The organism is Gemmiger formicilis (assembly GCF_016900095.1).
GTDB lineage: Bacteria > Bacillota > Clostridia > Oscillospirales > Ruminococcaceae > Gemmiger > Gemmiger formicilis_A.
Genome location: NZ_JACJJP010000040.1, coordinates 1 through 24884, shown reverse-complemented (window position 1 = coordinate 24884; position 24884 = coordinate 1). Strand labels below are relative to the sequence as shown.

22 protein-coding genes are annotated in these 24884 nt (G+C 64.2%); 9 read left to right on the top strand and 13 right to left on the bottom strand.

Annotation, left to right across the window (positions count from 1 at the left end; genetic code table 11):
• Nucleotides 1–9: 9 nt before the first annotated feature.
• Genes H6B15_RS14015 through H6B15_RS14005 form a run of 3 tightly spaced genes read right to left on the bottom strand, consistent with a single transcriptional unit; the run spans nucleotide 10 to nucleotide 1882 of the window.
• Nucleotides 10–801 (bottom strand): hypothetical protein, encoded by a 792-nt coding sequence (locus H6B15_RS14015; protein WP_204648626.1) that lies wholly within the window; start codon nucleotides 799–801, stop codon nucleotides 10–12.
• Nucleotides 802–804: 3 nt separating this feature from the next.
• On the bottom strand, nucleotides 805–1389 hold the full coding sequence (locus H6B15_RS14010; protein WP_204648625.1) for a zf-HC2 domain-containing protein: 585 nt from the start codon (nucleotides 1387–1389) through the stop codon (nucleotides 805–807).
• The gene (locus H6B15_RS14005) at nucleotides 1382–1882 is read right to left on the bottom strand and encodes an RNA polymerase sigma factor (RefSeq protein ID WP_204648624.1); all 501 of its coding nucleotides are present in this window, start codon (nucleotides 1880–1882) and stop codon (nucleotides 1382–1384) included. The genes H6B15_RS14010 and H6B15_RS14005 overlap by 8 nt, the downstream gene beginning before the upstream one ends.
• A 453-nt stretch (nucleotides 1883–2335) precedes the next feature.
• Between H6B15_RS14005 and H6B15_RS14000 the strand changes: the two genes are divergently transcribed.
• Nucleotides 2336–2959: a hypothetical protein gene (locus tag H6B15_RS14000; protein WP_204648623.1), complete on the top strand. Its 624-nt coding sequence runs from the start codon at nucleotides 2336–2338 to the stop codon at nucleotides 2957–2959.
• A 137-nt stretch (nucleotides 2960–3096) separates the two neighbouring features.
• Here H6B15_RS14000 and H6B15_RS13995 read toward each other — a convergent pair whose 3' ends face one another.
• The 4 genes from H6B15_RS13995 to H6B15_RS13980 all read right to left on the bottom strand — a co-directional run bounded on the left by H6B15_RS13995 (nucleotide 3097) and on the right by H6B15_RS13980 (nucleotide 5878).
• The gene (locus tag H6B15_RS13995) at nucleotides 3097–3441 is read right to left on the bottom strand and encodes a cupin domain-containing protein (protein ID WP_204648622.1); all 345 of its coding nucleotides are present in this window, start codon (nucleotides 3439–3441) and stop codon (nucleotides 3097–3099) included.
• Nucleotides 3442–3561: 120 nt separating this feature from the next.
• Nucleotides 3562–4344, bottom strand: coding sequence for an amino acid ABC transporter ATP-binding protein (locus tag H6B15_RS13990; protein WP_204648621.1), 783 nt, complete (start codon nucleotides 4342–4344; stop codon nucleotides 3562–3564).
• Between the two features lie 14 nt (nucleotides 4345–4358).
• On the bottom strand, nucleotides 4359–5021 hold the full coding sequence (locus tag H6B15_RS13985; protein ID WP_204648628.1) for an amino acid ABC transporter permease: 663 nt from the start codon (nucleotides 5019–5021) through the stop codon (nucleotides 4359–4361).
• Nucleotides 5021–5878 (bottom strand): transporter substrate-binding domain-containing protein, encoded by an 858-nt coding sequence (locus tag H6B15_RS13980; protein ID WP_204648620.1) that lies wholly within the window; start codon nucleotides 5876–5878, stop codon nucleotides 5021–5023. Before H6B15_RS13980 ends, H6B15_RS13985 begins: the two co-directional genes overlap by 1 nt.
• Nucleotides 5879–6083: 205 nt before the next feature.
• On the opposite strand from H6B15_RS13980, the gene H6B15_RS13975 reads away from it, so the two are divergent.
• A complete protein-coding gene (locus tag H6B15_RS13975) occupies nucleotides 6084–6701 on the top strand; it encodes a DUF4230 domain-containing protein (RefSeq protein WP_204648619.1) in 618 nt (205 codons plus the stop codon).
• Nucleotides 6702–6740: 39 nt separating this feature from the next.
• Here the strand turns inward: H6B15_RS13975 and H6B15_RS13970 are convergent, their stop codons facing one another.
• The 3 genes from H6B15_RS13970 to H6B15_RS13960 all read right to left on the bottom strand — a co-directional run bounded on the left by H6B15_RS13970 (nucleotide 6741) and on the right by H6B15_RS13960 (nucleotide 12212).
• Entirely contained in the window at nucleotides 6741–7775 is a 1035-nt protein-coding gene (locus H6B15_RS13970; protein ID WP_204648618.1) for an acyltransferase family protein, read from the bottom strand.
• An 18-nt stretch (nucleotides 7776–7793) separates the two neighbouring features.
• On the bottom strand, nucleotides 7794–10451 hold the full coding sequence (locus H6B15_RS13965) for a translation factor GTPase family protein (RefSeq protein WP_204648617.1): 2658 nt from the start codon (nucleotides 10449–10451) through the stop codon (nucleotides 7794–7796).
• A gap of 129 nt (nucleotides 10452–10580) precedes the next feature.
• Entirely contained in the window at nucleotides 10581–12212 is a 1632-nt protein-coding gene (locus tag H6B15_RS13960; protein ID WP_243424433.1) for a family 20 glycosylhydrolase, read from the bottom strand.
• Between the two features lie 273 nt (nucleotides 12213–12485).
• Between H6B15_RS13960 and H6B15_RS13955 the strand changes: the two genes are divergently transcribed.
• Nucleotides 12486–12785, top strand: a complete 300-nt coding sequence (locus H6B15_RS13955; RefSeq protein WP_204648615.1) for a putative quinol monooxygenase — start codon at nucleotides 12486–12488, stop codon at nucleotides 12783–12785.
• A gap of 43 nt (nucleotides 12786–12828) precedes the next feature.
• On the opposite strand, the gene H6B15_RS13950 is transcribed toward H6B15_RS13955, so the two are convergent.
• Nucleotides 12829–13704, bottom strand: coding sequence for an AraC family transcriptional regulator (locus tag H6B15_RS13950; RefSeq protein WP_204648614.1), 876 nt, complete (start codon nucleotides 13702–13704; stop codon nucleotides 12829–12831).
• A 324-nt stretch (nucleotides 13705–14028) separates the two neighbouring features.
• Here H6B15_RS13950 and H6B15_RS13945 point away from each other — a divergent pair, with 324 nt between their 5' ends.
• The 6 genes from H6B15_RS13945 to H6B15_RS13920 all read left to right on the top strand — a co-directional run bounded on the left by H6B15_RS13945 (nucleotide 14029) and on the right by H6B15_RS13920 (nucleotide 22306).
• Complete coding sequence (locus tag H6B15_RS13945) at nucleotides 14029–15300, top strand: ABC transporter substrate-binding protein (RefSeq protein WP_204648613.1); 1272 nt, start codon at nucleotides 14029–14031, stop codon at nucleotides 15298–15300.
• A gap of 12 nt (nucleotides 15301–15312) precedes the next feature.
• Entirely contained in the window at nucleotides 15313–16197 is an 885-nt protein-coding gene (locus H6B15_RS13940) for a carbohydrate ABC transporter permease (RefSeq protein ID WP_204648612.1), read from the top strand.
• Between the two features lie 15 nt (nucleotides 16198–16212).
• On the top strand, nucleotides 16213–17037 hold the full coding sequence (locus H6B15_RS13935; protein WP_345942001.1) for a carbohydrate ABC transporter permease: 825 nt from the start codon (nucleotides 16213–16215) through the stop codon (nucleotides 17035–17037).
• Nucleotides 17038–17209: 172 nt separating this feature from the next.
• On the top strand, nucleotides 17210–19459 hold the full coding sequence (locus H6B15_RS13930) for an alpha-galactosidase (RefSeq protein WP_204648610.1): 2250 nt from the start codon (nucleotides 17210–17212) through the stop codon (nucleotides 19457–19459).
• 25 nt (nucleotides 19460–19484) lie between these two features.
• The gene (locus tag H6B15_RS13925) at nucleotides 19485–20429 is read left to right on the top strand and encodes a carbohydrate kinase family protein (RefSeq protein WP_204648609.1); all 945 of its coding nucleotides are present in this window, start codon (nucleotides 19485–19487) and stop codon (nucleotides 20427–20429) included.
• 17 nt (nucleotides 20430–20446) lie between these two features.
• A complete protein-coding gene (locus H6B15_RS13920) occupies nucleotides 20447–22306 on the top strand; it encodes an alpha-amylase family protein (protein WP_243424432.1) in 1860 nt (619 codons plus the stop codon).
• Between the two features lie 122 nt (nucleotides 22307–22428).
• Here the strand turns inward: H6B15_RS13920 and H6B15_RS13915 are convergent, their stop codons facing one another.
• Complete coding sequence (locus H6B15_RS13915) at nucleotides 22429–23748, bottom strand: sugar phosphate nucleotidyltransferase (protein WP_204648608.1); 1320 nt, start codon at nucleotides 23746–23748, stop codon at nucleotides 22429–22431.
• A gap of 33 nt (nucleotides 23749–23781) precedes the next feature.
• Complete coding sequence (locus H6B15_RS13910) at nucleotides 23782–24726, bottom strand: GDP-L-fucose synthase family protein (protein WP_204648607.1); 945 nt, start codon at nucleotides 24724–24726, stop codon at nucleotides 23782–23784.
• Nucleotides 24727–24884: the final 158 nt, after the last annotated feature.

Here is a 24884-nt window from a genome sequence, read left to right as displayed (position 1 = left end):
GGATGTTCATCACGGGGTGGGGGCGGGGATGTCGTCGGCGGCGGTGGTGGCGTAAATGGCCGTTTCCTGAATTTCTTCATGGGTACCGCCCCGGGGCACCAGAGTCAGGTCGTACCAGTCGATCTGGAACCCGGCGGCCTCGGCGGCGGCCTTGATGCGGGCCAGGGTGCTGTCGTAGTCCGCCTGGGTGGGGGTGCCGTCCCACAGCACCTGGATCACCACCCGGTCGGGCACTTTGGCGGTCACCGCCTTGTCAAAGGGGGCGTCCAGGGGAAACAGGTCCAGGTACCCGGTCACATCCCGCATGTTGTCGGGGGTCCAGCACAGGTCCAGCTCCACGTCCATGTTCTGGCTTTCCCCATAGTCCATGCCGGGCAGCCAGCCGTTGAAGGCCGGGGCGAATTCCAGGTCGGGCAAAGCCTGGTGCAAAGCGGCGCTGAGCTCGGTGGCCCCCTCCTTGCCCTGGCGCACCAGGGTCCAGTTGCGGCCCTCCACCTCCCGCTGTTCCTCCCCTTGCCGGAAGAGCCAGAAGGAGGTATGCACCGTGAAGGTGGTGTCGGGGCTTTGCTCGCTCTGCGCCCGGGCATAGTAGCGGAACCACTGTCCGCCGCCGCTTTCCAGGATGGTGAAGGTCTGGCCCGGGTAGGCTTTTTCGGCGTAAGCCAGAGCGCCGTTGTCCGCCAGACGGCGGCTGATGGGGTCGCCGGTGATGCCGTCCACCAACAGCAGCAGCCCCACCACAATCAGGGCCCCCGCCACCCCGGCCAGAATGCGCAGGGGGTTCTTTTTCCCGGTTTTCATGGTTTATTTCTCCTTTCCGGTCTTGCCGAAGGCATATTTGAAGAGGGAGGCGGCCAGCGCCCCTATGACGCAGAACACGAAGGGCCAGAGCGCCCCCACGGCGGAACCCGCCACTGCCCCCTGCCAGCTGGTGTAGTAGGGCAGTTCGGCGGCCAGGGTCCAGACGAACCAGATCAGGGCCGCCAGCACCGGCACCAGCCGCCAGAGGAAGTCGTCAAACCAGCAGATGACCCCGCATACCAGGGGGAAGCAGAGCAGGGCCAGGGTGCTGTGGGGGCTGAAGACCACCAGCATGCTGCCCGCCAGCCCCAGCACCAGAAAGCCCAGCAGCCACAGGGTGAGTTTGTTCTGCATCCGGCGCAGCACCCGGCGTTCGTCGGGGACGGGCAGGGCGGGGGTGGCCGGCGTTTCGGTGCCTTCCGGGCAAAGCTGCGAAAATTCGACCCGGCAGGATTCACAGTGGGCCAGGTGGTCCCGCACCAGGGCGGCGCTGTCGGCGCTGGCCACCCCGTCGGCCACCAGCGGTGCCAGGTCCCGGCACACATCGCAGGAAATGCCGCCCGGACGCGGCGTTGTATGTTCAGTCATTCCAGAGCCCCTCCTTCTGTAAAGTGGATTTCAGCCAGGCCCGGGTGCGGTGCTCCATGACCCGGGCGCTGTTTTCGGTGATGGAAAGCCGGGCTGCGATCTCGGCGTAGGAATACCCCCGGGCCCGCAGGGCCACCACATCCGAGGCAGGCGGCCCTTTTTCCGCCAGCAGCTGCCGCACCCGGTCCAGCTTGCGCCGTGCGTCGGCCTGTTCGGCCAGATGGTCCTCCATGTACAGCCCCAGCATGTCGTCGTATTCCAGGGTGGGGCGGCTGCGGCGCAGCTCCTCCAGCCAGATGTTGCGGGCCAGCCCGAAGAGCCAGGCTTTGACGCTGCCCTCCCCCCGGTAGGCGGGCAGGCAGCGCAGCGCCCGCAGAAAGGTGTCGGCCAGCAGGTCCTCGGCCCGGTGGGGGTCCCGGCACAGATGCAACAGATACCGGTACAGCGGCGTCTTGTAGGTGTTGTATAAGCTTTCCAGCTCGGGTATGGCCATGACCCCCCCTCCTTTCCGGATGTTTTTTCGAGCGCTCTTGTCATACAGTGACAGGTTGCGGGGGTTTCGTTACAGGGGGCGAAAAAGATTTTTTTAGGGGGCTGCGTTCTGGTTCTGCCCGCCCCCGCATAGGGTTTGTGTGCACGGATTTTCGCCCCCGAAAGCCGCCCCGTGCTCGTCCACGCACAAAGGACAGCTGTCCGCAGCCAAAAGCAGGTGTTTTGGGCCGGCTTTTGCCCGCACAAATTCCGGGATTTTCAAATTCATCGAAAATACGTCTTTTTATCCGGCAAGTTTTCTTAATTGTGAAAGTTTTGTGATTATATACAAGGGAATTTGCGAAAATTGTGTGAAAACAGCGAATGAATATCCGTTGCAAAACCTAGACTTTTGGCGTATACTAAAGACAACAAGCCGTGACCCGAAACACGGCACACAAAGGAGGTTTCCGTGATGAAAATGAAGAAGCTGTTTGCCGCCCTGTTGGCCATCGCCATGTTCAGCGTGATGGCCATGCCGGCCTTTGCCGACGCCAACAGCGACTATCTGGCGGCCGTGAAGGCCTATCAGAACCAGATTGCCGCCCGGGAGGAAGCATACGCCGCCGCGGTCAAGACCTATCAGGCCCAGTCCGCCGCCAAGGCCAAAGCCGAAGGCGAAGCTGTCATTGCCGCCGGCAAGGCTGCCCATCAGAAGCAGCTGGCCGCCAACGACGCCGTCATGGCAGCCGCCAACGCCGCCCACCAGGCGCAGCTGAGCAAGAACGCCGCCTATGAGGGCGCCATCAAGAATTATCAGGCGCAGATCGCCGCCAAGGAAGCCGCCTACGTGGCCGCCGTGAAGGCATACCAGGCCCAGGCCGCCGCCAAGGCGAAGGCTGAAGGCGAAGCCATCATCGCCGCGGGCAAGGCCGCTCACCAGCAGCAGCTGGCCGCCAACGCCGCCGTGCAGTCCGCCGCCAACGCCGCCAAAGCCACCCAGCTGAGCAAGAACGCCGCCTACGAGGCCGCCATCGCCGCCTACCAGGCACAGATCGCCGCCCGCGAGGCCGCTTACATGAAGGCTCTCGGCCGCTGAGTACGGACATTTTCGTCCATGACTTTTTCCTGTATATTCCCTGTCCCCGCGGCGCCCCCGCGGGGTTTTGGCGTGGAAGCAGGAAAAAAGACCGCCGCACGCCCCAACGGCGCGCGGCGGCCTTTTTATGGCAGATATCACACAAAGTCTTCCCGCATGGGGGTAAAGATGTCCAGCAGCACCCCCGGTTCCAGGCAGGTGCAGCCGTGGACAATGCCGTCCTGCTTGAGCAGGGTGTCGCCGGGGCCCACCTCCCGGGTGGTGTCCCCCACGGTGAACCGGAACCGGCCGGACACCACATAGGTGATCTGGGTGTGGGGGTGGCTGTGCATGGCTCCCACCGCCCCCTTGGCAAAGGTGTTTTCCACACACATCACGTCCTTGCTGTAGGCCAGCACCCGGCGCACCACTCCTTCGCCGGCGGGTTCGGGCAGGGTTTCGGCGTGGGGGACCCAGATTTCGTTGATATGCTGTTTTTCCATGGAGCATCGTCCTTTCACACAACGGGTATTTTGTGTTTACCATACCACACCGCCCTGCAAAAAGCAAGCAAGGCCGCCGCCCCGCAGGGCAGCGGCCTTTTTGCCTGTAAGGGAAACGGGTCAGCCGGTGTAGCTGGCCAGAAAACGGCGGGTGCGCTCCTCCCGCGGGTGGTCGATGACCTGGTGGGCGGGGCCTTCCTCCACCACCACGCCGCTGTCCATGAACAGGATGCGGTCGGCCACGTCCCGGGCAAAGTGCATCTCGTGGGTGACGATGATCATGGTGGTTTTCTGGGCCGCCAGCTCCCGCAGCACCCGCAGCACCTCGCCGGTCAGTTCCGGGTCCAGGGCGCTGGTGGGCTCGTCAAAGCAGAGGATGTCCGGGTGCAGGGCCAGCGCCCGGGCGATAGCCACCCGCTGCTGCTGCCCGCCGGACAGCTGGTGGGGGTAATGCCCCGCCCGGTCGGACAGGCCCATCTGGTCCAGCAGGGTGCGGGCGTTTTGCTCCAGCCCGGCCAGGATGGCCTTGCGGTTCGCCTTGTAGTCGGGGCGTTCCTTGGCCAGCAGCTGGCCCGCCAGCATCACGTTCTGCAGGGCGGTATACTGGGGGAAAAGGTTGAAGTTCTGGAACACCAGCCCGAAATGCAGCCGCTTTTTGCGGATTTCGGCCTCGCTCTGGGTGTGGGGGTCGGCGGCATCCCACAGGGTTTCGCCCCCCACCTCGATGGACCCGCTGTCCGCCGTTTCCAGAAAGTTCAGGCAGCGCAGCAGTGTGGTTTTGCCGGAGCCAGAAGACCCGATGATGGCCAGGGTTTCGCCCTGGTCCAGCTGCAGCGAGATATCCCGCAATACGGCGGTGCTGCCGAAACTTTTGCCTATGCCGGCCACTTCCAACAATGCCATGTTCCGGCCTCCTTTCAGCAGCGGAAATAGTCCAGCCGCTTTTCCAGCCAGCCGAACAGGATGGTCAAAGCACCCACGAACACCAGGAAGAAGATGGCGGTGGAGAACAGCGGCCAGATCAGGCCCTTGGCGCTGTACTCCTTGGCCATCATGATGATTTCCTTGTTGGAGATCACGTTGGCCAGGGAGGTATCCTTGACCAGGGTGATGATCTCGTTGCCCATGGGCGGGATGATCCGCTTGATGACCTGCAGCAGGGTGACCTTGAAAAAGATCTGGGTGCGGGTCATGCCCAGCACCTGACCGGCTTCGGTCTGGCCCTTGGGCACGGCTTCGATGCCGCCGCGGTAGATTTCGGAAAAATAGCAGGCGTAGTTGATGACAAAGGCCACCACCGCCGCCACCAGCCGGCCGGAAGACCCCGACGGCCAGGGATTGGTAAAGCCCAGCAGGCCCGGGCCCATGAAGATCACAATGACCTGCAGCATCAGCGGGGTGCCGCGGATGACCCACACAAAGGTCTTGACCGCCCCGCGCAGCGGCGCAAAGCGGCTCATGGAGCCGAAGGCAACCACCAACCCCAGGGGCAGCGCAAACACCAAAGTCAGCGCAAACAGCTGGAAGTTGAGCCAGAATGCCTCAGTCAGGCGGCCCCAGATCACAACGGCGTCACCCATCATTCGGCCAGGGTCAGGCCGTACTTGTCGGCCAGGGTCTGCATGGTGCCGTCGGCTTTCAGCTCGTCAAAGGCGGTATCCACCGCGGCGGCGGCATCGCTGCCCTTGCGGAAAGCCACGCCGTACTCTTCCACGTTCAGCTCGTCCTTCATCTCCAGGTCGGCGTAGTCGGTGCCTTCGCCGATCATGGCCGAAGCCAGGGTCAGGTCCAGCACGGCGGCGTCGGCGGTGCCGGCTTCCACCTCCATCAGGCAGTCGGTCTGCACCGTCTTGGTGATCACGTCCGCCTGCATCAGGTTTTCATCTTCCTCCACGGTGGTCTGACCGGCAGAACCGGCTTCCACCGCCACCGTCTTGCCCACCAGGTCGGCGGTGGAGGTGTAGGCATTGTCCTTCTTCATCACCACAACCTGGGCGTTCTTCACGTAAGGCTGGGTGCAGGCCTGGTTGGCCTGGACATCGTCGGTGAGGGTCATGCCGTTCCAGACGCAGTCGATGCTCTTGGCTTCCAGCTCCACAAACTTGGTGTCCCAGTTGATCTCCACAAAATCCGGCTCCACGCCCAGCTTTTCGCACACGGCGGTGGCCAGCTCGGTGTCAAACCCGGTGAAGGTGCCGTTCTCGTCGGTGTAGTTCATGGGCTCGTAGACGGTGTAGCCGATGGTCATCTTGCCCTTGCCCTGGATGTAGGCCAGGTCGCTGTCGGCATCGGCGGAAGCGGTGTCCGCCGCCTCGGCGGTGGAGGCACTGTCGGTGCCGGAAGCAGCGTTGTCGGCGGTATCGGACGCGGGGGCGCCGCAGGCGCAGACGCTCAGGGCCATCCCCAGGGCCAGAAGGGCGCTCAGATATTTTTTCATGATTCATTCCTCCTCTTTTCCCGGCCGACCACACTCTATTTCTTTAGCACGGTGAATCGGCAGGTACCTTACTATACTACTATAAATGCCGCGGCGGCGCAAGGGCGATGGGGAAAAGAATCCCCTTTTGTCGCGGAAAATCTGGTGTGCGGGGCCGGGGTGTGGTATACTGGAGCCAAAGAAACACCACACAGGAGGGATCATCATGGCACATTCTGTGGAAACACCGCCCCGCAGCAGCCACTGGCTGGCCAAGCTGCTCATCCCCAAGCTGATTGTGGGATGTGTGGTGCTGGCCCTGTTTGCGGCGGGGCTGCTGAGCATGCGCAGCTACTACGAAACCAAGTTCAAGACCACCAAGCTGGGGTTTGAGGACATCGGGGAGCTGGCCACCCAGGAATGCCGCACCACCCAGGTGAACTCCACCACCGCCGCCCGGGAGCTGTTCGGGGTGCAGATTCCCTTCACCCAGAGCCGGTACATCTACAGCTACGACGTGGTACTCAAGGCGGGGTACGATTTCAGCGCCGTGACCTGGGAGGTCACCGACACCGCCATCACGGTGCATCTGCCCGAAGCCCGGGTGCTGAGCTGTGAGCTGGACCTGGATTCCTTCCAGGTGTACTACGAAAACGAGAGCGTGTTCCGGCACATCACCATGGAGGAGAACAACCAGGCCATGGCGGACCTGAAAACCAACGCCCAGAACGACGCCATCGCCAACGGCCTGCTGGACAACGCCCGGGACAACGCCGAGACCATCCTGACCGCCTTTTTTGCCCAGGCCTACGACCTGAGCGAGTACACCCTGACCTTTGCCTGACACACAAACAGCCTGCCGCGAAAACGGCAGGCTGTTTTTTCAGGAAACGGAAACCGGTTTTTTGGCGGGTTGGGGGCGCAGGGCCTTTGTCAGGGGGGCGGCGATGCGCCGGGCAAGGGCCGCCAGCACAAAGCTGCCCGCCACACACACCACCCAGAACACCGCCCACACGGCCAGACCGCCGCCCAGGGCCCGCACAAAGCGCAGCAGCACCAGGGTGATGAAGACGTGGTGGATGAGAAAGACGCCGTAGCAGTCCCTGGCCAGGATGGCCAGGGACTTGGTGACGGCGGGCACGGCGGCCTGGCCCAGCCAGAACAGCGCCCAGAAGACCGCCCCGGCCAGCAGGCTCAGGCTGTGGTAGGAAGGCAGCCCCGCGGCGGCGCAGAAGACCCCCACCGCCAGGCACAGCCCCGCGGGGATCACCGCCCGGCGCCGTCCCAGCAGGTTGCCGAAGAGGACGCCCAGGGTGAACACCGGCCATTCGCCCCAGACGGTGTGGAACCAGTCCACCCCGGCGGGGCACAGCCAGGGCCCGGCCGCCCACACCAGGACGGCCGCCGCCCCCAGGCCCAGACGGCGGCGCTGGGTGCGGGTGGCCCAGAGGGTGAGGGGAAACAGGCAGTAGAGCAGCACCTGGCAACCCAGATACCATTCCCCGATCTTATAAAAGGTGGGGGTGTAGGCCTGGAGATACCCGTCCAGCCCCACCAGGGAAAAGACCAGTTTCCACCAGGGGACGGCGGCGTTGTTGCGGTGCCACACATCGCTGTACACAAACAGCGGCACAAAGCAGAGCCAGAACACGGGGTAGATGGCGGCGGCCCGGCTGCGGATGTATTCCGCCGGGCGGCAGGGGCGGGCGGCGTACTTGGCCCCCAGCCCCGCGCCGGAAAGCAGGAACATGAGGAACACCGACAGGTGCACCAGGTCCCCGTAGGCCGGGGAGGTGAGGACCGGCGAGGCATACAGCCCGGCGGTGGCGGTTTCCACCCCGTAGTGGTAGGTCACAATGACCAGAATGGGCAAAAGGCGGATGAGGTCCAGCCCCGCCCAGTGGGTTTTGGCCGGCATGGCGGTCTCCCCTTTCTGTTACCGGGCGGGGTCCTGCCCCGCCACAAATTCCCGGATCTCCGCTTCCACGGCCCGGACTTCCTTCTCAAAGGCGGCGGCGGAGACCCGCAGGCCCCCGTTGCCCAGAATGATGATCTGTTCGGTGCCGTCGGAGCTGACCACCCGCACCCGGTGCTTGCGGCCCAGCTCGTGGGTGGTCTTTTCGATATACATGTCGGCGGTCTCGGCCTCCCGGGTGTAGACCACGTGGATGTTGTGGTACTTCTCCACGCTGCCCGCGCCGCCCCGCACCCGGTAGGCGTCAAACACCACAATGACCTTGCACCGGCGGTAGCCCGCATAGTTGCACAGAACGTCCTGCAGCTTGCGGCGGGCGGCGTCCAGGTCGGCGTCGGCCAGGCGGTGGAGTTCCGGCCAGCCGAAGATCACGTTGTAGCCGTCCACCAGCAGGTATTCGGGGCCCGCAGGCGGGGTGGGCGCCGGGGTGCGGGGGTGGCCCATGGCCCGGCGGGCGTCCAGGTCGGCGCTGCGCCGGGCGTTGGGGTTGTCGGTGCGGCGGCGCACCGGGCCGTAGGTGCGCTCAAAGATGGCCAGCAGCTCCTTGTCCTGGGCAAGGGTCCCCCGGTAGGCGTCCGCCCGGCGGCGGGCGCTGCCGGATTCTGCGTCCTCCTCCTCGCCGGTGTTGGCGTCGGGGGCGTTGCGGCCCAGCCCGCTGGACACATGGGCCCGGGCGGGCACTTCGTCCCACTTGACCAGCACCCCGGCCCCGTGGCTGCAGAAGACCGAATCCGCCGGGTTGTCGATGTCGGCGTCGGGGTCATACCCGGCGGCGGCGATGACCTCCTCCGGGTTGTGGCAGGGGGCGTAGCCCTGGGGGGTACAGATGAGACGCCCGGCTCCGCGTGTATAGGCGGCCACCTCCCGGGCGTAGCCCCGCAGGGCCGCCACCGGGGCGGTGCCGCAGAGCACCGCGGTGCCCTCCGCCTCCTGCTGGGGGGCGTCCATCTCCCCGCCCAGCCGCTGCAGATCGGTCATGGCCCGGCCCAGGCAATCGGCAGGCAGTTCCAGCCGCACGCTGTACCAGGGTTCCAGCAGCTGCACCCGCCCGGCCCGGGCGGCGGTGCGCAGGCCCTGGCGCACGGCGCGGTAGGTGGCCTGGCGGAAGTCCCCGCCTTCGGTGTGTTTCAGGTGGGCCTTGCCGGCGGTGAGGGTGATCTTCACATCGGTCAGCGGCGCGCCGGTGAGCACCCCGGGGTGGGTGCGCTCGGCCAGGTGGGTGAGCACCAGCCGCTGCCAGTTGCCGTCCAGGGTGTCCGGGCGGCAGGCGGCGGCAAACTGCAGGCCGCTGCCCCGGGGGCCCGGTTCCAGCAGCAGATGCACCTCGGCGTAGTGGCGCAGGGGTTCATAGTGGCCCACACCCTCCACCGGGGCGGTGATGGTCTCCTTGTAGAGGATGCCCCCTTCCCCGAAGGCGACTTCCAGCCCGAACCGGCTTTGCAGCAGGCTTTGCAGCACTTCCAGCTGCACTTCCCCCATCAATTGCAGGTGGATTTCTCCCAACGCGTCGTTCCACACCACCCGCAGCATAGGGTCCTCGTCCTCCAACGTGCGCAGGGCCTTGAGGACGGTGTGGGGGTCGGTGCCTACGGGCAGTTCCACCTTATAGTTCAGCACCGGTTCCAGCACCGGCAGTTCGGCGTCGGGCTGGGCGCCCAGGCCCTGGCCGGGGTAGGTCATGGTCAGGCCGGTGACCGCCACCACGTCCCCCGGTTCCGCCTGGCTGATGAGCCGGTATTTGGTGCCGGAGTACACCCGCAGCTGGTCGGCCTTTTCACAGAAAGGCTTGGGGGCGTCGGGGCGGCTTTGGAGCATATCCTTCACCTTGAGCACCCCGCCGGTGACCTTCAGCCAGGTCAGGCGGGTGTTCTCGTCGGTGGAGATCTTGAACACCCGGGCGCCGAACTCCTCCATCGCCTCCCGCTGGCGGGTCAGGGTGCGCAGGGCGTCCAGCAGGGGGTCGATGCCCTCCAGCCGCAGGGCTGCCCCGAAAAAGCAGGGGAAGACCTGCCGCCGGGCGATGGCGGTGACGATGTCGGCGGTTTCGGGGGTGCCCCCGGCGAGAATTTCTTCCATCAGGGGTTCGCTGGCCATGGCCAGGGCCTCGTGGAAGGTGCCTTTGTCCACATCGGGGCCGAAATCCACGCACCCGTCCCCGAAGCGCCCCCGCAGTTCCCGCAGACGCACCGCCCGGTCAGCCCCGGGCAGGTCCATCTTGTTGATGAAAATCAGGGTGGGCACATGGTACCGGGCCAGCAGCCGCCACAAGGTCAGGGTGTGGGCCTGGACGCCGTCGGTGCCCGAGATGACCAGAATGGCGTAGTCCAGCACCTGGAGGGTGCGCTCGGCCTCGGCGGAAAAGTCCACGTGGCCGGGGGTGTCCAGCAAGGTCACCGAGGTTTCGGGGCCGTGGTCATCGGCAGGCAGCACAAAGGCCGCCTGCTTGGCAAAGATGGTGATGCCCCGGGCCCGTTCCAGGGCGTCGGTGTCCAGAAAGGCGTCCCGATGGTCCACCCGCCCCAGTTTGCGCAGCACCCCGGCCCGGAAAAGCAGCGCTTCGGACAGGGTGGTCTTGCCGCTGTCCACATGGGCCAGCACCCCGATGACCAGACGTTTCATACAGTCCCCCACAATTGATAAAATTCCATACTGTCTCAGTATTATTATACCGTTTTCGGGCGGGTTGTCCACCCGACCACCAAAAAGGGCCGTCTCCCCGGGCGGGGAAACGGTCCTTTGGGCAAATTGTCAGCCAAAGTCAGGGAGCGCCGGGGTGTCCACCGCACCAACCTGCCGCCCCCGCAGCAGGTCGGCGTAGCGGGCGATGAACCGGGTCAGGTTGGGCAGGCCGCTTTCCCGGCTGGTCTGCCGCCACTGGGCCAGGTAGAGGGCGTACCAGTGTTCCAGCCGGTCGGCCAGGGCGGGGTTTTCCTGCCGGGGCCCGGCCACCCAGGCGCCGATCTCGTTCCACAGCTGCACCCCCTCGGCGGTGACGCAGACCAGGGCCACGATCTCCTTGTGCCCCGCAGGCAGGGCGGCGGCGCAGGCCAGCACCCGGTCCCGGGCAGCGGCCACGGCGGCGTTGGCCGCCGCCACCCCGGACAGGTCCAGCTTTGCCAGCACCTTGGCGCGGCGGGCGTCGTCCCCTTCCAGCCAGTGCACCGCCGCCGCCCAGGGGAAGACCTCGTGGCCGGACAGGTCGGTGAGGGCGTCCGCCAGGGTGCCGGTGGCATCCCCGTAGGCCAGGCGGGAGATGGCCCGGTTCAGCTCGGCCTGTTCCGCCGGGCAGGCGTCCCACCCGAAGGCCGCCCCGTACAGGATGCCGGGCAGGGACAGACGGGGGTCGTTGATGTGGCCGTAGTCCCCCCAGTCGGTGTTGAGCAGCCCCACCGCGCGGTATTTGTGGGCGTGGGCGCACATAGTGCGGATGTTCCGGTAGGCGTCCCGGTACACCGGCACCCAGTGGTTCCACCCGCACACCCCGGGGCAGGCGTACTGGGGAATGCCCTGCTCCGCCATGGCCCGGATGGCGTCCTCCGGCTGGTCGGGGCGGTAGCCCCAGTTCAGGCAGATGGTCTGGGGCGGCAGTTCGGCGCAGCTCTGGGGGAACCGCCACAGGATGTCCCCCCAGAACATGGGGGTGCAGCCCTGGGCCACCAGATGGTCGCACAAGGCCTTCACGTGGCGGATGTAGAGGGTCTTCTCCCCTACCTCGTCGGCCAGGGCCTTGCTGCGGCCCCGGCCCAGGTCGAAGGTCTCGTCGGCGCAGATGTTGAATTTGCGGGAGCGGAACAAAGGCCGGTATTCGTCGATGAGGCCCAGCACAAACTCCAGCGCCCGGGGGTGAGAGACGTTCAGGGTGTGGTGGGCCCCGGCGTAGGCGTAGCCGAAGGGGATCTTTTCCGAGTCGGGCAGCTCGCAGAGCTCACAGCAGGTTTTGGTGGACAGGATCTTGTACATGTGGCCGAAGCTGGCCAGGGAGGGCACCAGCTCGATGTGCCGGGCGGCGCAGTAGTCGTCCAGTTCCAGGATGTCGTCGGCGGTGAGGGGGGTGCCGTCCCGCCAGGCTTCCGACAGATTGCGGAAAAGATAGGTGTGCTCGATGTACAGCTGCCACTGGTTGATCTTGTACCGGCAGAGCAGGTCGGCCACCGCCTTGAGCCGGGCCAGAGTGGGCACCCGTCCCCGGGAACAGTCCAGGTAATACCCCCGGTCGGGCAGGTCGGGCCAGTCCTCCACCCCCAGGGCGGGCAGCACCGCCCCGGCGCACTGCACCAGCTGGATCAGGGTCTGGGCGCCGTTGCACAGGGCTTCGTCATCCCCGGCGGCCACCCGCGCCCCCGCCGGGTCCACCGTGAGGGTGTAGCGGCCGGCGGGCAGGGCGGGGTCCAGGGTCAGGCACAGGTCCCCGGGTCCAGCACCACCCGGGTGTGGGGGGTCAGGGGCAGGGTTCCGGGGCGGCGTTCCAGCGTTTTGGGCCGGGGCAGAAATTCCAGTTCCATGGTACATCCTCCTCGCAGGGATTTTTTTCAGTATAGTCCTTTTGCCGGCGGCGGTAAAGGGCGGGGGAATTTTCAAAATACGAAAAAATGGGTTACAAACCCCGCCGCCGAGTGTATACTGGAACCACAATCAAGAAAGGAAGGTCATCCCATGAGCGAAACCATCACCATCCACATCTTTTACACCGGCCAGAACGGCAGCGCCCGGGCCTTTGCCGACGAGATGACCGCCAGCGGCCTGGTGGCGCGCATCCGTGCCGAGGAAGGCAACCTGGGCTACGCCTACTACTACCCCGCCGAGGACCCCGAGACGGTGCTGCTCATCGACCGTTGGCGGGACCAGGGGGCCATCGACGCCCACCACAAGTCCGAGATGATGTCCGCCATTGCCGAGCTGCGCAAGAAATACCACCTGAAAATGCGGGTGGAGCGCTTCCACAACGCCGACTGATCCCAAAAACGCCCCTCTGCCGCGGCAGAGGGGCGTTTTTTGTTCAGGGGTTGTCCTGGGGCTGGACGAAGTGGGTGGAGCGGTAGTCCCGGGGGGACATGCCGTACACCGCCTTGAAGGCCCGGGAAAAATGCAGCTGGTTGGCGTAGCTGACCATGGCGCTGATGGCCCCGATGGGCAGGGTGCTCTCCTTGAGGAGCTGGGCCGCCCGGGCCATGCGGTAATGCAAAAGGAAGGCCTGGGGGCTTTCGCCCATGGTGTCCCGGAACACCTTGCCGAAATAGCTGCGGTTCAGCCCGCAGAAGGCGGCGATTTCCTCGATGGAGATGTCCCGCTGGTAGTTCTGCTCGATGAAGGAGAGGGCTTCTTTCATGTAAAAGTCCCGCAGGCGGCGCTGGCTCTGCTGGCGGTGGGCGGCGCTGGACTGCACCAGCTGGTCCAGGAAGAGGAACCCCTGGCCGATGATGCGGATGGGGCTGGCCTGGGGATGGTTGACGATGTAGAGCATCTGTTCCTGCAAAAGGCGGCCGGCTTCCCGGTTGAGGGGGGTGTACACCGGCTGGTGGCGGCTGATGCCCGCCAGGCTCAGGCTTTCCCGGGCGCGCAGGCCGTCGAATTCGATCCAGGTGTACTCCCAGGGGTCCTCCCGGTCGGCCACATAGGTGGTGGGCACCCCCGGCACAATGAGAAACCCGTGCCCTCCTTCGATCTTGTAGGCCTGGTCGTCGTCGTACAGCACCCCCCGGCCCGCTATGACGTAGTGGAACAGATAATGGTTGCGGGCATGGGGCCCGTAGGAGTGCAGGGGTTCGGTGCGCTCCCACCCGTACTGGTACAGGTTCAGGTCCACAAAACGCTCGTCCTGAAACACATGAAACTTCAGCTTGTTTTCGGTCTGGATGTCGGTATTCTGCGGCATGGCGGGCACCTCCCGTAATTTTTCTTACTTTTTTCTTATTATATACCCCAATGCGTTATGACTTCAACAAAAATTGCAGAAAACCACTAAATTGAGATATAAAAACTGGCAGCAGGATATTCACCCCTTCTTTGTCAGATTGTATAATAAGGCCATCAGATGAGGAAATAATTTGTGCATAGTGCACATTGCACAAAATTTCCGACGTTTTTTCAGCACAATGGCAAGGCAGGCAAAACCTTGCCGCTGCCGCACCGGCCGGGCTGGCAGCAAGATCTTGGCAAAACCCCTACGCAAACCCATCAGACAGGAGGAAAACATCTTATGAACATCAAACGGAGACTGGCATCCGGTGTGATGGCCGCATGCCTGGCGGCAGGCCTGGTCGGATGCGGGTCCGGCGGGTCGGACGGCACAGTGAACCTGACCTTCCAGATCTGGGACGTGGCGCAGCGCGACGGCATGCAGGCGATGTGTGACGCCTACACCGCCGAGCACCCCAACGTTCACATTGAAGTGCAGGTGACCAGCTGGGACGAATACTGGACCAAGCTGGAAGCCGCCGCCATGAGCAACCAGATGCCGGACATTTTCTGGATGCACACCAACGAGATTCTGAAGTACGCCGACAACGGTATGCTGGCGGACTGCTCCGACATTGTGGAGACCGAGCATTTCTCCGACATTTCCCTGGCCAACGCCAGCGGGTCGGACGGCAAGCTGTACGCGGTGCCCAAGGACAAGGACACGGTGGGCCTTGTGTACAACAAGGAAATGTTTGACGAGGCAGGCGTGGCCTACCCCGACGAAACCTGGACCTGGGACGACCTGGTGGACGCTTCCCAGAAGATCTACGACGCCACCGGCAAGTACGGGTACATGGCCTACGGCGACGACCAGCTGGGTTACTGGAACTTTGTGTACCAGGCGGGCGGCAGCATCCTGACCGAGGACAAGACCCGGGGCAACTTCCTGGACCCCGCCACCAAGAAAGGCATGGAGTTCTACATCGGGCTGCAGAGCTATGACTGGTGCCCCGACCAGAACTACTTTGCAGAGACCGCCCCCGGCACTGCTTTCTTCTCCGAGAAGGGCGCCATGTTCCTGGAAGGTGACTGGAACATCCTGAGCGAGCTGCAGAACTATCCCGAGATGGTGGGCAAGTGGGACGTGGCGGTCCTGCCCGCCTGCCCCGACCCCGTCAGCGGCGACGGCCGGGCGTCCATCTCCAACGGTCTGAGCTACGCCACCAGCGCCAAGAACAAGCATATGGACATCGTCAAGGACGTGCTGAAGTTCTTCGGCAGTGAGGAAGGCCAGCGCATCCAGGGCGAAAGCGGCGCCGCCATCCCCGCCTATGAAGGCCTGGAAGACACCTGGGTGGGCGTGTTTGACGAATATCCCATCAACGTGCAGCCTTTCATCGATATGTTCGACTACTGTGTCCAGAGCGTGAACAACGCCGCCCGCCCCGAGTGGAAGAGCGAGGTCAGCGACACGCTGCTGAAGGTCTACACCGGTGAGCTGGATCTGGACAGCGGCCTGCAGGCCATGCAGGACGCCGTGGACGAAGCCAGTGCCGAGTATTATGAATAAGGAGGCAGCGTCATGCAGAAAACATCCAAACTGTCCCGCGACGGTGCGGTGTGGGGCCTTCTGATGGTGGCCCCCACCATCATCGGCCTGCTGGTTCTGAACATCTGGCCCTTCATCGACACCATCCGGATGAGCTTTTCCAAGTCCAAGCCCTTCGGCATGTTTGAGTTCGAGGGCATTGACAACTATGTGGAGATGTTCCAGAACGTGGAATTCTGGAAAGCCACCTGGAACACCATCCTGTTCTGCATCCTCACCGTGCCGGTGGGCATCTTCCTGGCTTTGCTGGTGGCCGTGCTGCTGAACAGCAAGATCCGCGGCCGCACCGCCTTCCGGGCCATCTTCTTCCTGCCCATGGTGGTGGCCCCCGCCGCCGTGGCCATGGTGTGGAAGTGGATTTTTAACTCCCAGTATGGTATTATTAACTCGGTACTGGGAGCCAATATCGGTTGGCTCACCAACTCCAGCCTTGTACTTTTCACCTGCGCCATCGTCCAGATCTGGAGCAACATCGGCTACGACGCCGTGCTGCTGCTGGCAGGCTTGCAGAACGTATCCGCCACCTTGTACGAAGCCGCCGACCTGGACGGCGCGTCCAAGGTCAAGCAGTTCTTCTCCATCACCCTGCCCATGGTCTCCCCCACCTTGTTCGTTGTCATGATCATGCGCCTGATGTCCTCGCTGAAGGTATTCGACCTGATTTACATGATGGTGGACGACGCCAACCCCGCCCTGAACGATGCCCAGAGCCTGATGTCCCTGTTCTACCGCGAAAGCTTCGTGGCCGGTGACAAGGGCTATGCATCCGCCATCGTCGTCTGGACCGTGCTGCTGATCGGTGTGGTCACCATCATCCAGTTCGTGGGCCAGAAAAAGTGGGTCAATTACGAGGTGTAAAGTATGAATACGAGTATGAAAAGCAGCAAACGTCTTTCCACCACGCTGACCTACGTCGTGCTCGTGCTGGGCAGCGTGCTCATGATCTTCCCCTTTGTGTGGATGATCCTGACCAGTTTCAAGACCCAGGCCGAAGCCATGGCCATCCCGCCGCAGATTTTCCCCTCTGCCTGGCAGCTGTCCAACTTCACCACCGCCCTGGCCAGCCTTCCCTTCGTCAACCTGTACGTCAACACCGGTCTGCTCATTGTGTTCCGTGTGATCTGCGCCGTGCTCTTCAGCTCCATGGCCGGCTATGCCTTCGCCAAGCTGGAATTCCCCTGCAAGAACCTTCTGTTCGGCATCGTGCTGGTGCAGATGATGCTGCCCAGCCAGATCTTCATCACCCCCCAGTACCTGATGCTGGCACACATGGGCCTGACCAACACCATCTTCGCCCTGGTCTTCCCGGGCCTGGTCTCCGCCTTCGGCACCTTCTTCTTGCGCCAGACCTATCTGGGCATCCCCAATGAGATCGCCGAAGCCGCCTATCTGGACGGCTGCAACAAGTGGCAGACCTTTGTGAAGGTCATGTTCCCCCTCACCGGGTCCAGCTGCGCCGCCCTGGCCATCTTCACCGCCGTGTTCGCCTACTCCGACCTGATGTGGCCGCTGATCTGCAACACCGACCTGAACAAGATGACCCTGTCCGCCGGCCTGTCCACCCTGAACGGCCAGTACACCACCAACTTCCCCGTGCTGATGGCCGGCAGCCTGCTGGCCATGATCCCCATGGTCATCCTCTACCTCATTTTCCAGAAACAGTTTATCCAGGGCATTGCCATGACCGGCGGCAAATAAGCCGTCCCGCCTTGCCCTGACAAAAAGGTCCCCCCGGGGGACCGCCTCCGGCGGCAGGCGGGCTGCGGCAAAGCCCGCCCGCCTGCCGCCTTTGTTTTGAAAACTCGGTCCGCCGCTTTGCCAAGCCCCGGACCTGGCCATATATTCTTTTCTTTCAGGAGGGACCCTCGTTATGGGCATTCAATTTGACGCCGCCATAAGCACCTTTACGCTGCAGACCGCCCGCACCACCTACCGGATGCGGGTGGACGAGCGCGGCCGGCTGCTGCATATGTACTACGGCCGCCGGATCGGCCGCGGCGACCTGCGGGAACTGTACCCGCCGGCCGACCACGGTTTTTCGCCGGACTATTACCCCTGCCGGCGGCGGCGCGGCGTCTCGCCCGATGTTCTTCCCCAGGAATACACCGGCTGCAACGTGGGGGACTTCCGCCTGTCCTGCCTGGTGGTGCGGGACGGAATGACCGGCGCCGCCGGGGCGGATTTCCTGTATGATTCCCACGAGATCACCCCGGGCAAATACACCCTGGAGGGCCTGCCCTGCGCCCACGACGAGGACAGCGAGGCCGAGACCCTGTACATCCGGATGAAGGACCCGGTGACCGGCCTGGTCCTGGTGCTGCTGTACGGGGTGTTTGCCCGCCAGGATGTGATCACCCGGGCCGTGCGGCTGGAAAACGCCGGCACCGCCCCCCTGCGGCTGGAAAAGGCGGCTTCGGCCTGCCTGGACCTGCCTTTCGGGGACTGGGACCTGGTGCACTTCCACGGCCGCCACGCCATGGAACGCAAGATGGAGCGCCCCCCCCTGCCCCACGCCATCACCACCGTGTCTTCCACCCGGGGGGCTTCCAGCCACCACCACAACCCCTTTGTCATCCTCTGTGACCACACCGCCACCGAGGACCACGGCCTGTGCTACGGGGTGATGCCGGTGTATTCCGGCAGCCACCGCACCGACATTGAGGTGGACCAGAACGGCCTGACCCGGCTGGTCACCGGCCTGCACGACGAGCGGTTCAGCTGGCAGCTGGAACCCGGGGAGAGCTTTACCGCCCCCGAAGTGCTGCTCTGCTGCACCCCCGACGGGCTGGGCGATCTGTCCCGCCATTACCACACCTTCCTGCGGCGCAACATCTGCCGCAGCCCCTTCCGCTACGCCCGGCGCCCGGTGCTGATCAACAACTGGGAAGCCACCTACTTTGATTTCAACACCGAGAGCATCTGCCGCATCGCGGAGAAAGCCGCCAGCCTGGGTGTGGAAATGATGGTGCTGGACGACGGCTGGTTCGGCAAGCGGGACGACGACAACACCGGCCTGGGCGACTGGTTCGTGAACGAGAAGAAGCTGCCCGGGGGCCTGCAGCCCCTGATTGAGCGGGTGAACGCCCTGGGCATGAAGTTCGGCCTGTGGGTGGAACCGGAGATGGTCAGCGAGGATTCCGACCTGTACCGAGCCCACCCCGACTGGGCCCTGACCCTGCCCGGGCGCACCCCTGCCATGGGCCGCAACCAGCTGGTGCTGGACATGGGCCGCCCCGAGGTGGTGGACTACCTCACCCAGCGGCTGAGCACCCTTCTGCGGGAAAACCACATCGAATACATCAAATGGGACATGAACCGCAACATGTCCGACGTATACAGCCGGGCCCTGCCCCCCGAACGCCAGGGCGAAACCGCCCACCGGTACATGCTGGGGGTGTACAAGCTGCTGGACCGGCTGACCACCGCCTTCCCCCACGTGCTGTTTGAGGGCTGCGCCGGGGGCGGCGGCCGGTTCGACGCGGGCATGCTGTGCTACTTCCCCCAGATCTGGTGCAGCGACAACACCGACGCCATCGAGCGGCTGAGCATCCAGCACGGCACCTCCTTCGGGTATCCGGTGTCCTGCATGGGGGCCCACGTTTCCGCCTGCCCCAACCACCAGACCGGCCGCACCGTGCCGTTGTGGACCCGGGCGGTGGTGGCCATGTCCGGCACCTTCGGGTATGAGCTGGACCTGGGCCGCCTGACCGACGAGGAGTGCGACCAGGTGCGGGACCAGATCAAGACCTTCCAGCGCTATTACGACGTGATCCAGAACGGCGCTTACTATCGTCTGAGCGATCCCGACCGCCAGCCCCGCTATGTGGCCTGGCAGACGGTGACCGACACCGAAAGTCTGGTCAGCCTGGTGCTGACCCACCCCGAAGCCAACGCACGGCCCCTGCACCTGTGCCTGAAAGGCCTGGAGGAGGACGCCCTGTACAAGGTGGACGAGCTGAACGTCTACGGCGTCACCGCCACCCCCGAGTCCGGGGACAACCCGGCCAGCCAGGTGGGGGCGGTGTGCAGCGGCAGTATGCTGATGTATGCGGGGTACATTCTGCCCCACCTCATCGGCGACGCCCCCAGCGTGCAGCTGCACCTGACCCGCCTGCCCTGACACCGCGGAAAACGGAGGAAGCATCATGGATATCGTTGCCATCGGAGAAGTGCTCATCGACCTGACCCAGACCGGCGTGAACGAGGCCGGTGTGCCCCGGTTTGCGGCCAATCCCGGGGGTGCCCCTGCCAACCTGGCGGTGGCCGCGTCCCGGCTGGGGGCCTCCACCGCCCTGATCAGCAAGGTGGGGCAGGACGCCTTCGGGCGGTATCTGCGCACCGTGCTGGAGGAAAACGGGGTGGACACCCGGGCCCTGGCCGTGGACGAGGAACAGCACACCACCCTGGCGGTGGTGTCGGTGGACGAGAAGGGGGAGCGGGACTTCACCTTCTACCGGGACCCCGGGGCAGATTCCATGCTGCTGAAGGACGAGATCCCGCCGGAACTGCTGCGGGAAGCCCGGGTGCTGCATTTCGGCAGCGTGAGCCTGACCCGGGAACCCGCCCGCACCACCACCCTCTGCGCCGCCGAGACCGCCCGCAGCCTGGGCGCCCTGGTGACCTACGACCCCAACTACCGGGCCAACCTGTGGCCGGATGAGGCCACCGCCGTGCGGCGGATGCGCAAGCCCCTGGACCTGGTGGATATCCTGAAAATTTCCGACGAGGAACTGCCCCTGATGGCCGACACCACCGACCCGGAAGCGGGCACCGCCGCCCTGGCGGCTCACGGCATCCGGCTGGTGCTGGTGACCCTGGGCGCCGAGGGGGTGTTCTACCGCTTCGGGGACCACACCGGCACGGTGCCGGGGGTGCCCTGCGTGGTGGGGGACACCAACGGGGCGGGCGATACCTTCTTCGGGGCGTTTCTGGCCCGGCTGTGCCGGGCGCCGGGGGGCCAGGACGGCCTGACCCTGCCCGCCCTGGAGGAGATGCTGGCCTACGCCAACAGGGCGGCGTCCCTGACCACCAGTCGCCGGGGGGCCATTCCCGCCATGCCCACCCTGGAAGAGATGAACACTGCTGAATAAAAGGAGCTGTTTTTGCAATGGCAATGAAGGAGATGCTGTCCCGCCGCAAGAATACGGCGGTGTTTGACGCCCGCATGGCCCGGTGCCACGACGAGCTGGAATGGCTGTTCATGGAGCTGTACGACGACCGGGAGGCCCTGAACACCCTGGAACAGGCCATGGCGGACGCCTGGGCCGCCCGCAGCGCCGAGCTGAAAAAGCTGGACGCCGCCCGGGAAGCGGACCCGGGGTGGTACCGCCGGGGGAAGATGTTCGGCATGACCATGTACACCGACCTGTTTGCCGGGGACCTGAAAAAGCTGGCCAAAAAACTGCCTTACCTGAAGGAGCAGAAGCTGACCTACCTGCATCTGATGCCCCTTCTGAAGATGCCCCACCCCCACAACGACGGGGGCTATGCGGTGGAGGACTTCAACCAGGTGGACCCTTCCTTGGGCACCAACGCCGACCTGGCCGCCCTGACCAAGAAGCTGCGGGCTGCGGGCATCAGCCTGTGCCTGGACTTTGTGATGAACCACACCGCCTCCAGCCACGAATGGGCCTGCCGGGCCAAGGCCGGGGACCCCTATTACCAGAACTTCTACCACTGTTTTGACGACCGCACCGTCCCCGACCAGTACGAGCGCACCGTGCCCCAGGTGTTTCCCAACACTGCCCCGGGCAACTTTACCTGGTGCGAGGAGATGCACAAGTGGGTGCTGACCACCTTCCACCCCTACCAGTGGGACCTGAACTACCGCAATCCCGCCGTGCTGGTGGAGATGACCCGCAGCATGCTGAACCTGGCCAACCTGGGGGTGGAGGTGCTGCGCATCGACGCGGTGCCCTATATCTGGAAGCAGCTGGGCACCAACTGCCGCAACCTGCCCCAGGTGCACACCATTGTGCGGATCATCCGCATGGTGCTGGAGACCGTCTGCCCCGCCGTCATCCTGAAAGGCGAGGTGGTCATGGCCCCCAGCGAGCTGGCGGCCTACTTCGGCACCCCGGACAAGCCGGAATGCCACATGCTGTACAGCGTGTCCACCATGGTCAACCTGTGGAGCGCCCTGGCTTCCCGGGACGTGCGGCTGCTGAAAGCCCAGCTGGACGCTTTGAACGCCCTGGGCCCCCAGTGCTGGTTTGTGAACTATCTGCGCTGCCACGACGACATCGGCTGGGGCCTGGACGAGGACGTGGAGCGGTACCTGGGCATCGACCCCCAGCTGCACAAGGAATTCCTCTACCACTTTTACGAAGGCCGGTTTGAGGGCAGCTGGGCCAAGGGCGAGGTGTACAACTACGACCCCGTCACCCGGGACGCCCGCAGCTGCGGCACCACCGCCAGCCTGTGCGGAGTGGAGCAGGCCCTGGAACAGGGCAGCGACGCCGCCCTGCACACCGCGCTGCGCCGGGACCTGCTGATGCACGGGGCCATGGCTTTCTTCAAGGGCTTCCCCATGCTGAACAGCGGGGACGAGATCGGCCAGCTGAACGGCTGGGGCTACAAGGAAGACCCCGACCTGGCCGACGACAGCCGCAACCTGCACCGCACCAGGTTCAACTGGGACAACGCCGCCAAGCGCACCCAGCCGGGCACCCTGCAGAACGAACTGTGGCAGGGGCTGGAGGAACTGCGGGAACTGCGCAGCGATCCCTGCTTTGGTCCCGACGCCTGGTTCACCACCTGGGACACCCACAACAACGGGGTGCTGGGCCTGGTGCGCCGTCGGGATTCCCGCACCCTGGCGGGGGTGTTCAACTTCACCGCCGAACCCCAGCACCTGTGGCTGGACGCCCTGGACGGCGCCTGGCGCGACCGCAAGACCGGCACCGCCGCCGATGTGCGGGATCTGTGGCTGCAGCCCTACGAAATGCGGGTGCTGGTGTGCGAATAAGCTTTCCTTCTGTCTGATTTCCGCCTTTGCCGGGCGGGATAGGACGTTTCTCCCATTCTGTAAAGCAAAAGGACAGTCCCTTGCGGGGCTGTCCTTTTGCTTTGTGTGGAATTGCAGGGAAATCACAGATCGAATTTCTGTTTGTCCGCCACGTCGATCTCGGCGCCGATCTGCACTTCAATGACTTCCAGGCGGGTGTCGGCCATGAGGGTGTGGCGCACGCCGGCGGGCATGGTCACCACGTCCCCGGGGTGGACGGCCCGCTCGTCCCCGTCAATGACGGTGCGGCCCATGCCGTCCACGATGGTCCAGACCTCGTCCCGGTGTTCGTGGCTGTGGTAGGTGAGCTTGTGCCCAGGGTTGAGCACGATGCGGATGGTGGTGGCCTGGGGCTGCACGTCCAGGATGGTGAAGGAGCCCCAGCTCTTCTCCGCAAAGCGGGCCTCCCCTTCCACCTGCTCCACAAAGGGCTTGATGTGGCTGGACCGGCCCTTGTCGCTGACCAGGATGCCGTCGCTGGAAGCCGCCACCACCATATCCTTGCAGCCCATGCAGATGATGGGAATGTTCAGCTGGTTGATGACGTTGAGGTTTTCGCAGGTATCGTCCATCTGCACCTTGCCAATGGCCGGGTCGGCCATGACCTCGCAGAAGGTATTCCAGGTGCCCACGTCCTTCCACTGGCCGGCGTAGCGCATCACCGCGATGTCCGGCTCGTTTTCGGCCACGGCGTAGTCAAAGCTGATCCGCTTTTGCAGGGCGTAGTTGGCCTGCAGGTCCGCAAAGCCCCGGAAATCCAGCTGTTTGTGGGCGATGCCGAGCAGGTAGCCCAGGGTGAAGGCAAACACCCCGCCGTTCCACAGCGCCCCGCGGGCGATGTAGGCGGCAGCGGTGGCCTCGTCCGGCTTTTCCTTGAAGCAGGACACCTTGCTCACCGGGTCGGTGCTGGTGGGGATGATGTAGCCGAACTTGGCGCTGGGATAGGTGGGTTCAATGCCCATGAGGGTCAGGTGGGCGGCGCGGGGATTTTCCGGCCCGGCCAGGCGGGCCATCTGCTTCACCGCCGCAAAGTAGGTGTCGTCCACATAGGGGTCCACGGGGCAGACCACCACCGGTTCTTCCGGGCGCACCCCCATCACGTCGGTGAGGTAGGTGCAGGCCAGCACGATGGCCGGGAAGGTATCCCGCCGGCAGGGTTCCACGCAGACGCTGACCTTGCCCCCCAGCTGGTTCTTGATGGTGCTGACCTGGCGCTTGCCGGTGGCCACCACGATGTTGGCCCGGGGATCGGCCTTCTTGATCTGGCGGTAGACCCGCTGGACCATGCTTTCATACTCGCCCTTGTCGTTTTTCAACAGGGGCACGAACTGTTTGGACCGGATGTTGTTGGAAAGAGGCCACAGCCGCTGGCCGCTGCCGCCGGACAGTAGGATCAGATTCATAGGGGTTCCGCCTTTCTCCTGCGCGGAGCGCACTCAGCGCTCGGCACGCATGGGATTGTTCAGGAAATCCTGGTAGGTGAGTCGGATGCCGTCCTCCAGCTCGGTCTTGTAGGTCCAGCCCAGGGCCGTGGCTTTGCTCACATCCAGCAGCTTGCGGGGGGTGCCGTTGGGCTTGGAGGGGTCCCACCGGATCTCGCCGGTGTAGCCGATGACCTTGGCCACCAGCTCGGTGAGTTCCTTGATGGTCAGCTCCTTGCCGGTACCGGCGTTCACCGTCTCGTTGCCGGAGTAGTTGTTCATCAAAAAGACGCAGAGGTTGGCCAGGTCGTCCACGTACAGGAACTCCCGCAAGGGGCTGCCGTCACCCCAGCAGGTGACATAGGGCAGGTTCTGCTCCTTGGCTTCGTGGAAGCGGCGGATGAGGGCGGGCAGCACATGGCTGTGGGTGGGGTGGTAGTTGTCGTTGGGGCCGTACAGGTTGGTGGGCATGACGCTGATGTAGTCGGTGCCGTACTGACGGTTGAGGTACTCGCAGTATTTGAGCCCCGAAATCTTGGCCAGGGCGTAGGCCTCGTTGGTCTTTTCCAGGGCGGAGGTGAGCAGGCAGTCTTCCTTCATGGGCTGGGGGGCCAGCCGGGGATAGATGCAGCTGGAACCCAGGAATTCCAGCTTTTTGCAGCCGTTCTGCCAGGCGGCGTGGATGACGTTCATCTCCAGGATCATGTTGTCGTACATGAAATCGGCCAGGGCTTCGTTGTTGGCCACAATGCCGCCCACCTTGGCCGCCGCCAGAAAGACGTATTCCGGCTTTTCGGCCGCAAAGAAGGCTTCCACGGCGTCCTGCCGGGTCAGGTCCAGTTCCTTGTGGGTGCGGGTGATGATGTTGGTGTAGCCCTGGCGCTGCAGTTCGCGCAGGATGGCACTGCCCACCATGCCGCGGTGCCCCGCCACATAAATCTTGGCATTTTTGTCCATCATGGGGTAAGACTTCCTTTCTTAATCTATGGAAAAAAGATTGTTGGTTTGCGGATTCTTGGGGAACCGGCAGCCTGCGGGAGTGTCCTTCCTTTTGTGACCAAAAGGAAGCGAAAAGTCCCACCGTTTCGACGCGGTGGACGCCGACCAGGGCTGCGGCC

Bases quoted from the DNA above. Each gene is read 5' to 3' on its own strand.
- H6B15_RS14010 (WP_204648625.1), bottom strand. From the start codon at position 1,389: ATGACTGAACATACAACGCCGCGTCCGGGCGGCATTTCCTGCGATGTG.
- H6B15_RS14005 (WP_204648624.1), bottom strand. From the start codon at position 1,882: ATGGCCATACCCGAGCTGGAAAGCTTATACAACACCTACAAGACGCCG.
- H6B15_RS13925 (WP_204648609.1), top strand. From the start codon at position 19,485: ATGGATATCGTTGCCATCGGAGAAGTGCTCATCGACCTGACCCAGACC.
- H6B15_RS13920 (WP_243424432.1), top strand. From the start codon at position 20,447: ATGGCAATGAAGGAGATGCTGTCCCGCCGCAAGAATACGGCGGTGTTT.
- H6B15_RS13940 (WP_204648612.1), top strand. From the start codon at position 15,313: ATGCAGAAAACATCCAAACTGTCCCGCGACGGTGCGGTGTGGGGCCTT.
- H6B15_RS14000 (WP_204648623.1), top strand. From the start codon at position 2,336: ATGAAAATGAAGAAGCTGTTTGCCGCCCTGTTGGCCATCGCCATGTTC.
- H6B15_RS14015 (WP_204648626.1), bottom strand. From the start codon at position 801: ATGAAAACCGGGAAAAAGAACCCCCTGCGCATTCTGGCCGGGGTGGCG.
- H6B15_RS13985 (WP_204648628.1), bottom strand. From the start codon at position 5,021: ATGGGTGACGCCGTTGTGATCTGGGGCCGCCTGACTGAGGCATTCTGG.
- H6B15_RS13930 (WP_204648610.1), top strand. From the start codon at position 17,210: ATGGGCATTCAATTTGACGCCGCCATAAGCACCTTTACGCTGCAGACC.
- H6B15_RS13945 (WP_204648613.1), top strand. From the start codon at position 14,029: ATGAACATCAAACGGAGACTGGCATCCGGTGTGATGGCCGCATGCCTG.
- H6B15_RS13995 (WP_204648622.1), bottom strand. From the start codon at position 3,441: ATGGAAAAACAGCATATCAACGAAATCTGGGTCCCCCACGCCGAAACC.
- H6B15_RS13980 (WP_204648620.1), bottom strand. From the start codon at position 5,878: ATGAAAAAATATCTGAGCGCCCTTCTGGCCCTGGGGATGGCCCTGAGC.
- H6B15_RS13970 (WP_204648618.1), bottom strand. From the start codon at position 7,775: ATGCCGGCCAAAACCCACTGGGCGGGGCTGGACCTCATCCGCCTTTTG.
- H6B15_RS13915 (WP_204648608.1), bottom strand. From the start codon at position 23,748: ATGAATCTGATCCTACTGTCCGGCGGCAGCGGCCAGCGGCTGTGGCCT.
- H6B15_RS13910 (WP_204648607.1), bottom strand. From the start codon at position 24,726: ATGATGGACAAAAATGCCAAGATTTATGTGGCGGGGCACCGCGGCATG.
- H6B15_RS13990 (WP_204648621.1), bottom strand. From the start codon at position 4,344: ATGGCATTGTTGGAAGTGGCCGGCATAGGCAAAAGTTTCGGCAGCACC.
- H6B15_RS13935 (WP_345942001.1), top strand. From the start codon at position 16,213: ATGAAAAGCAGCAAACGTCTTTCCACCACGCTGACCTACGTCGTGCTC.
- H6B15_RS13975 (WP_204648619.1), top strand. From the start codon at position 6,084: ATGGCACATTCTGTGGAAACACCGCCCCGCAGCAGCCACTGGCTGGCC.
- H6B15_RS13955 (WP_204648615.1), top strand. From the start codon at position 12,486: ATGAGCGAAACCATCACCATCCACATCTTTTACACCGGCCAGAACGGC.
- H6B15_RS13965 (WP_204648617.1), bottom strand. From the start codon at position 10,451: ATGAAACGTCTGGTCATCGGGGTGCTGGCCCATGTGGACAGCGGCAAG.
- H6B15_RS13950 (WP_204648614.1), bottom strand. From the start codon at position 13,704: ATGCCGCAGAATACCGACATCCAGACCGAAAACAAGCTGAAGTTTCAT.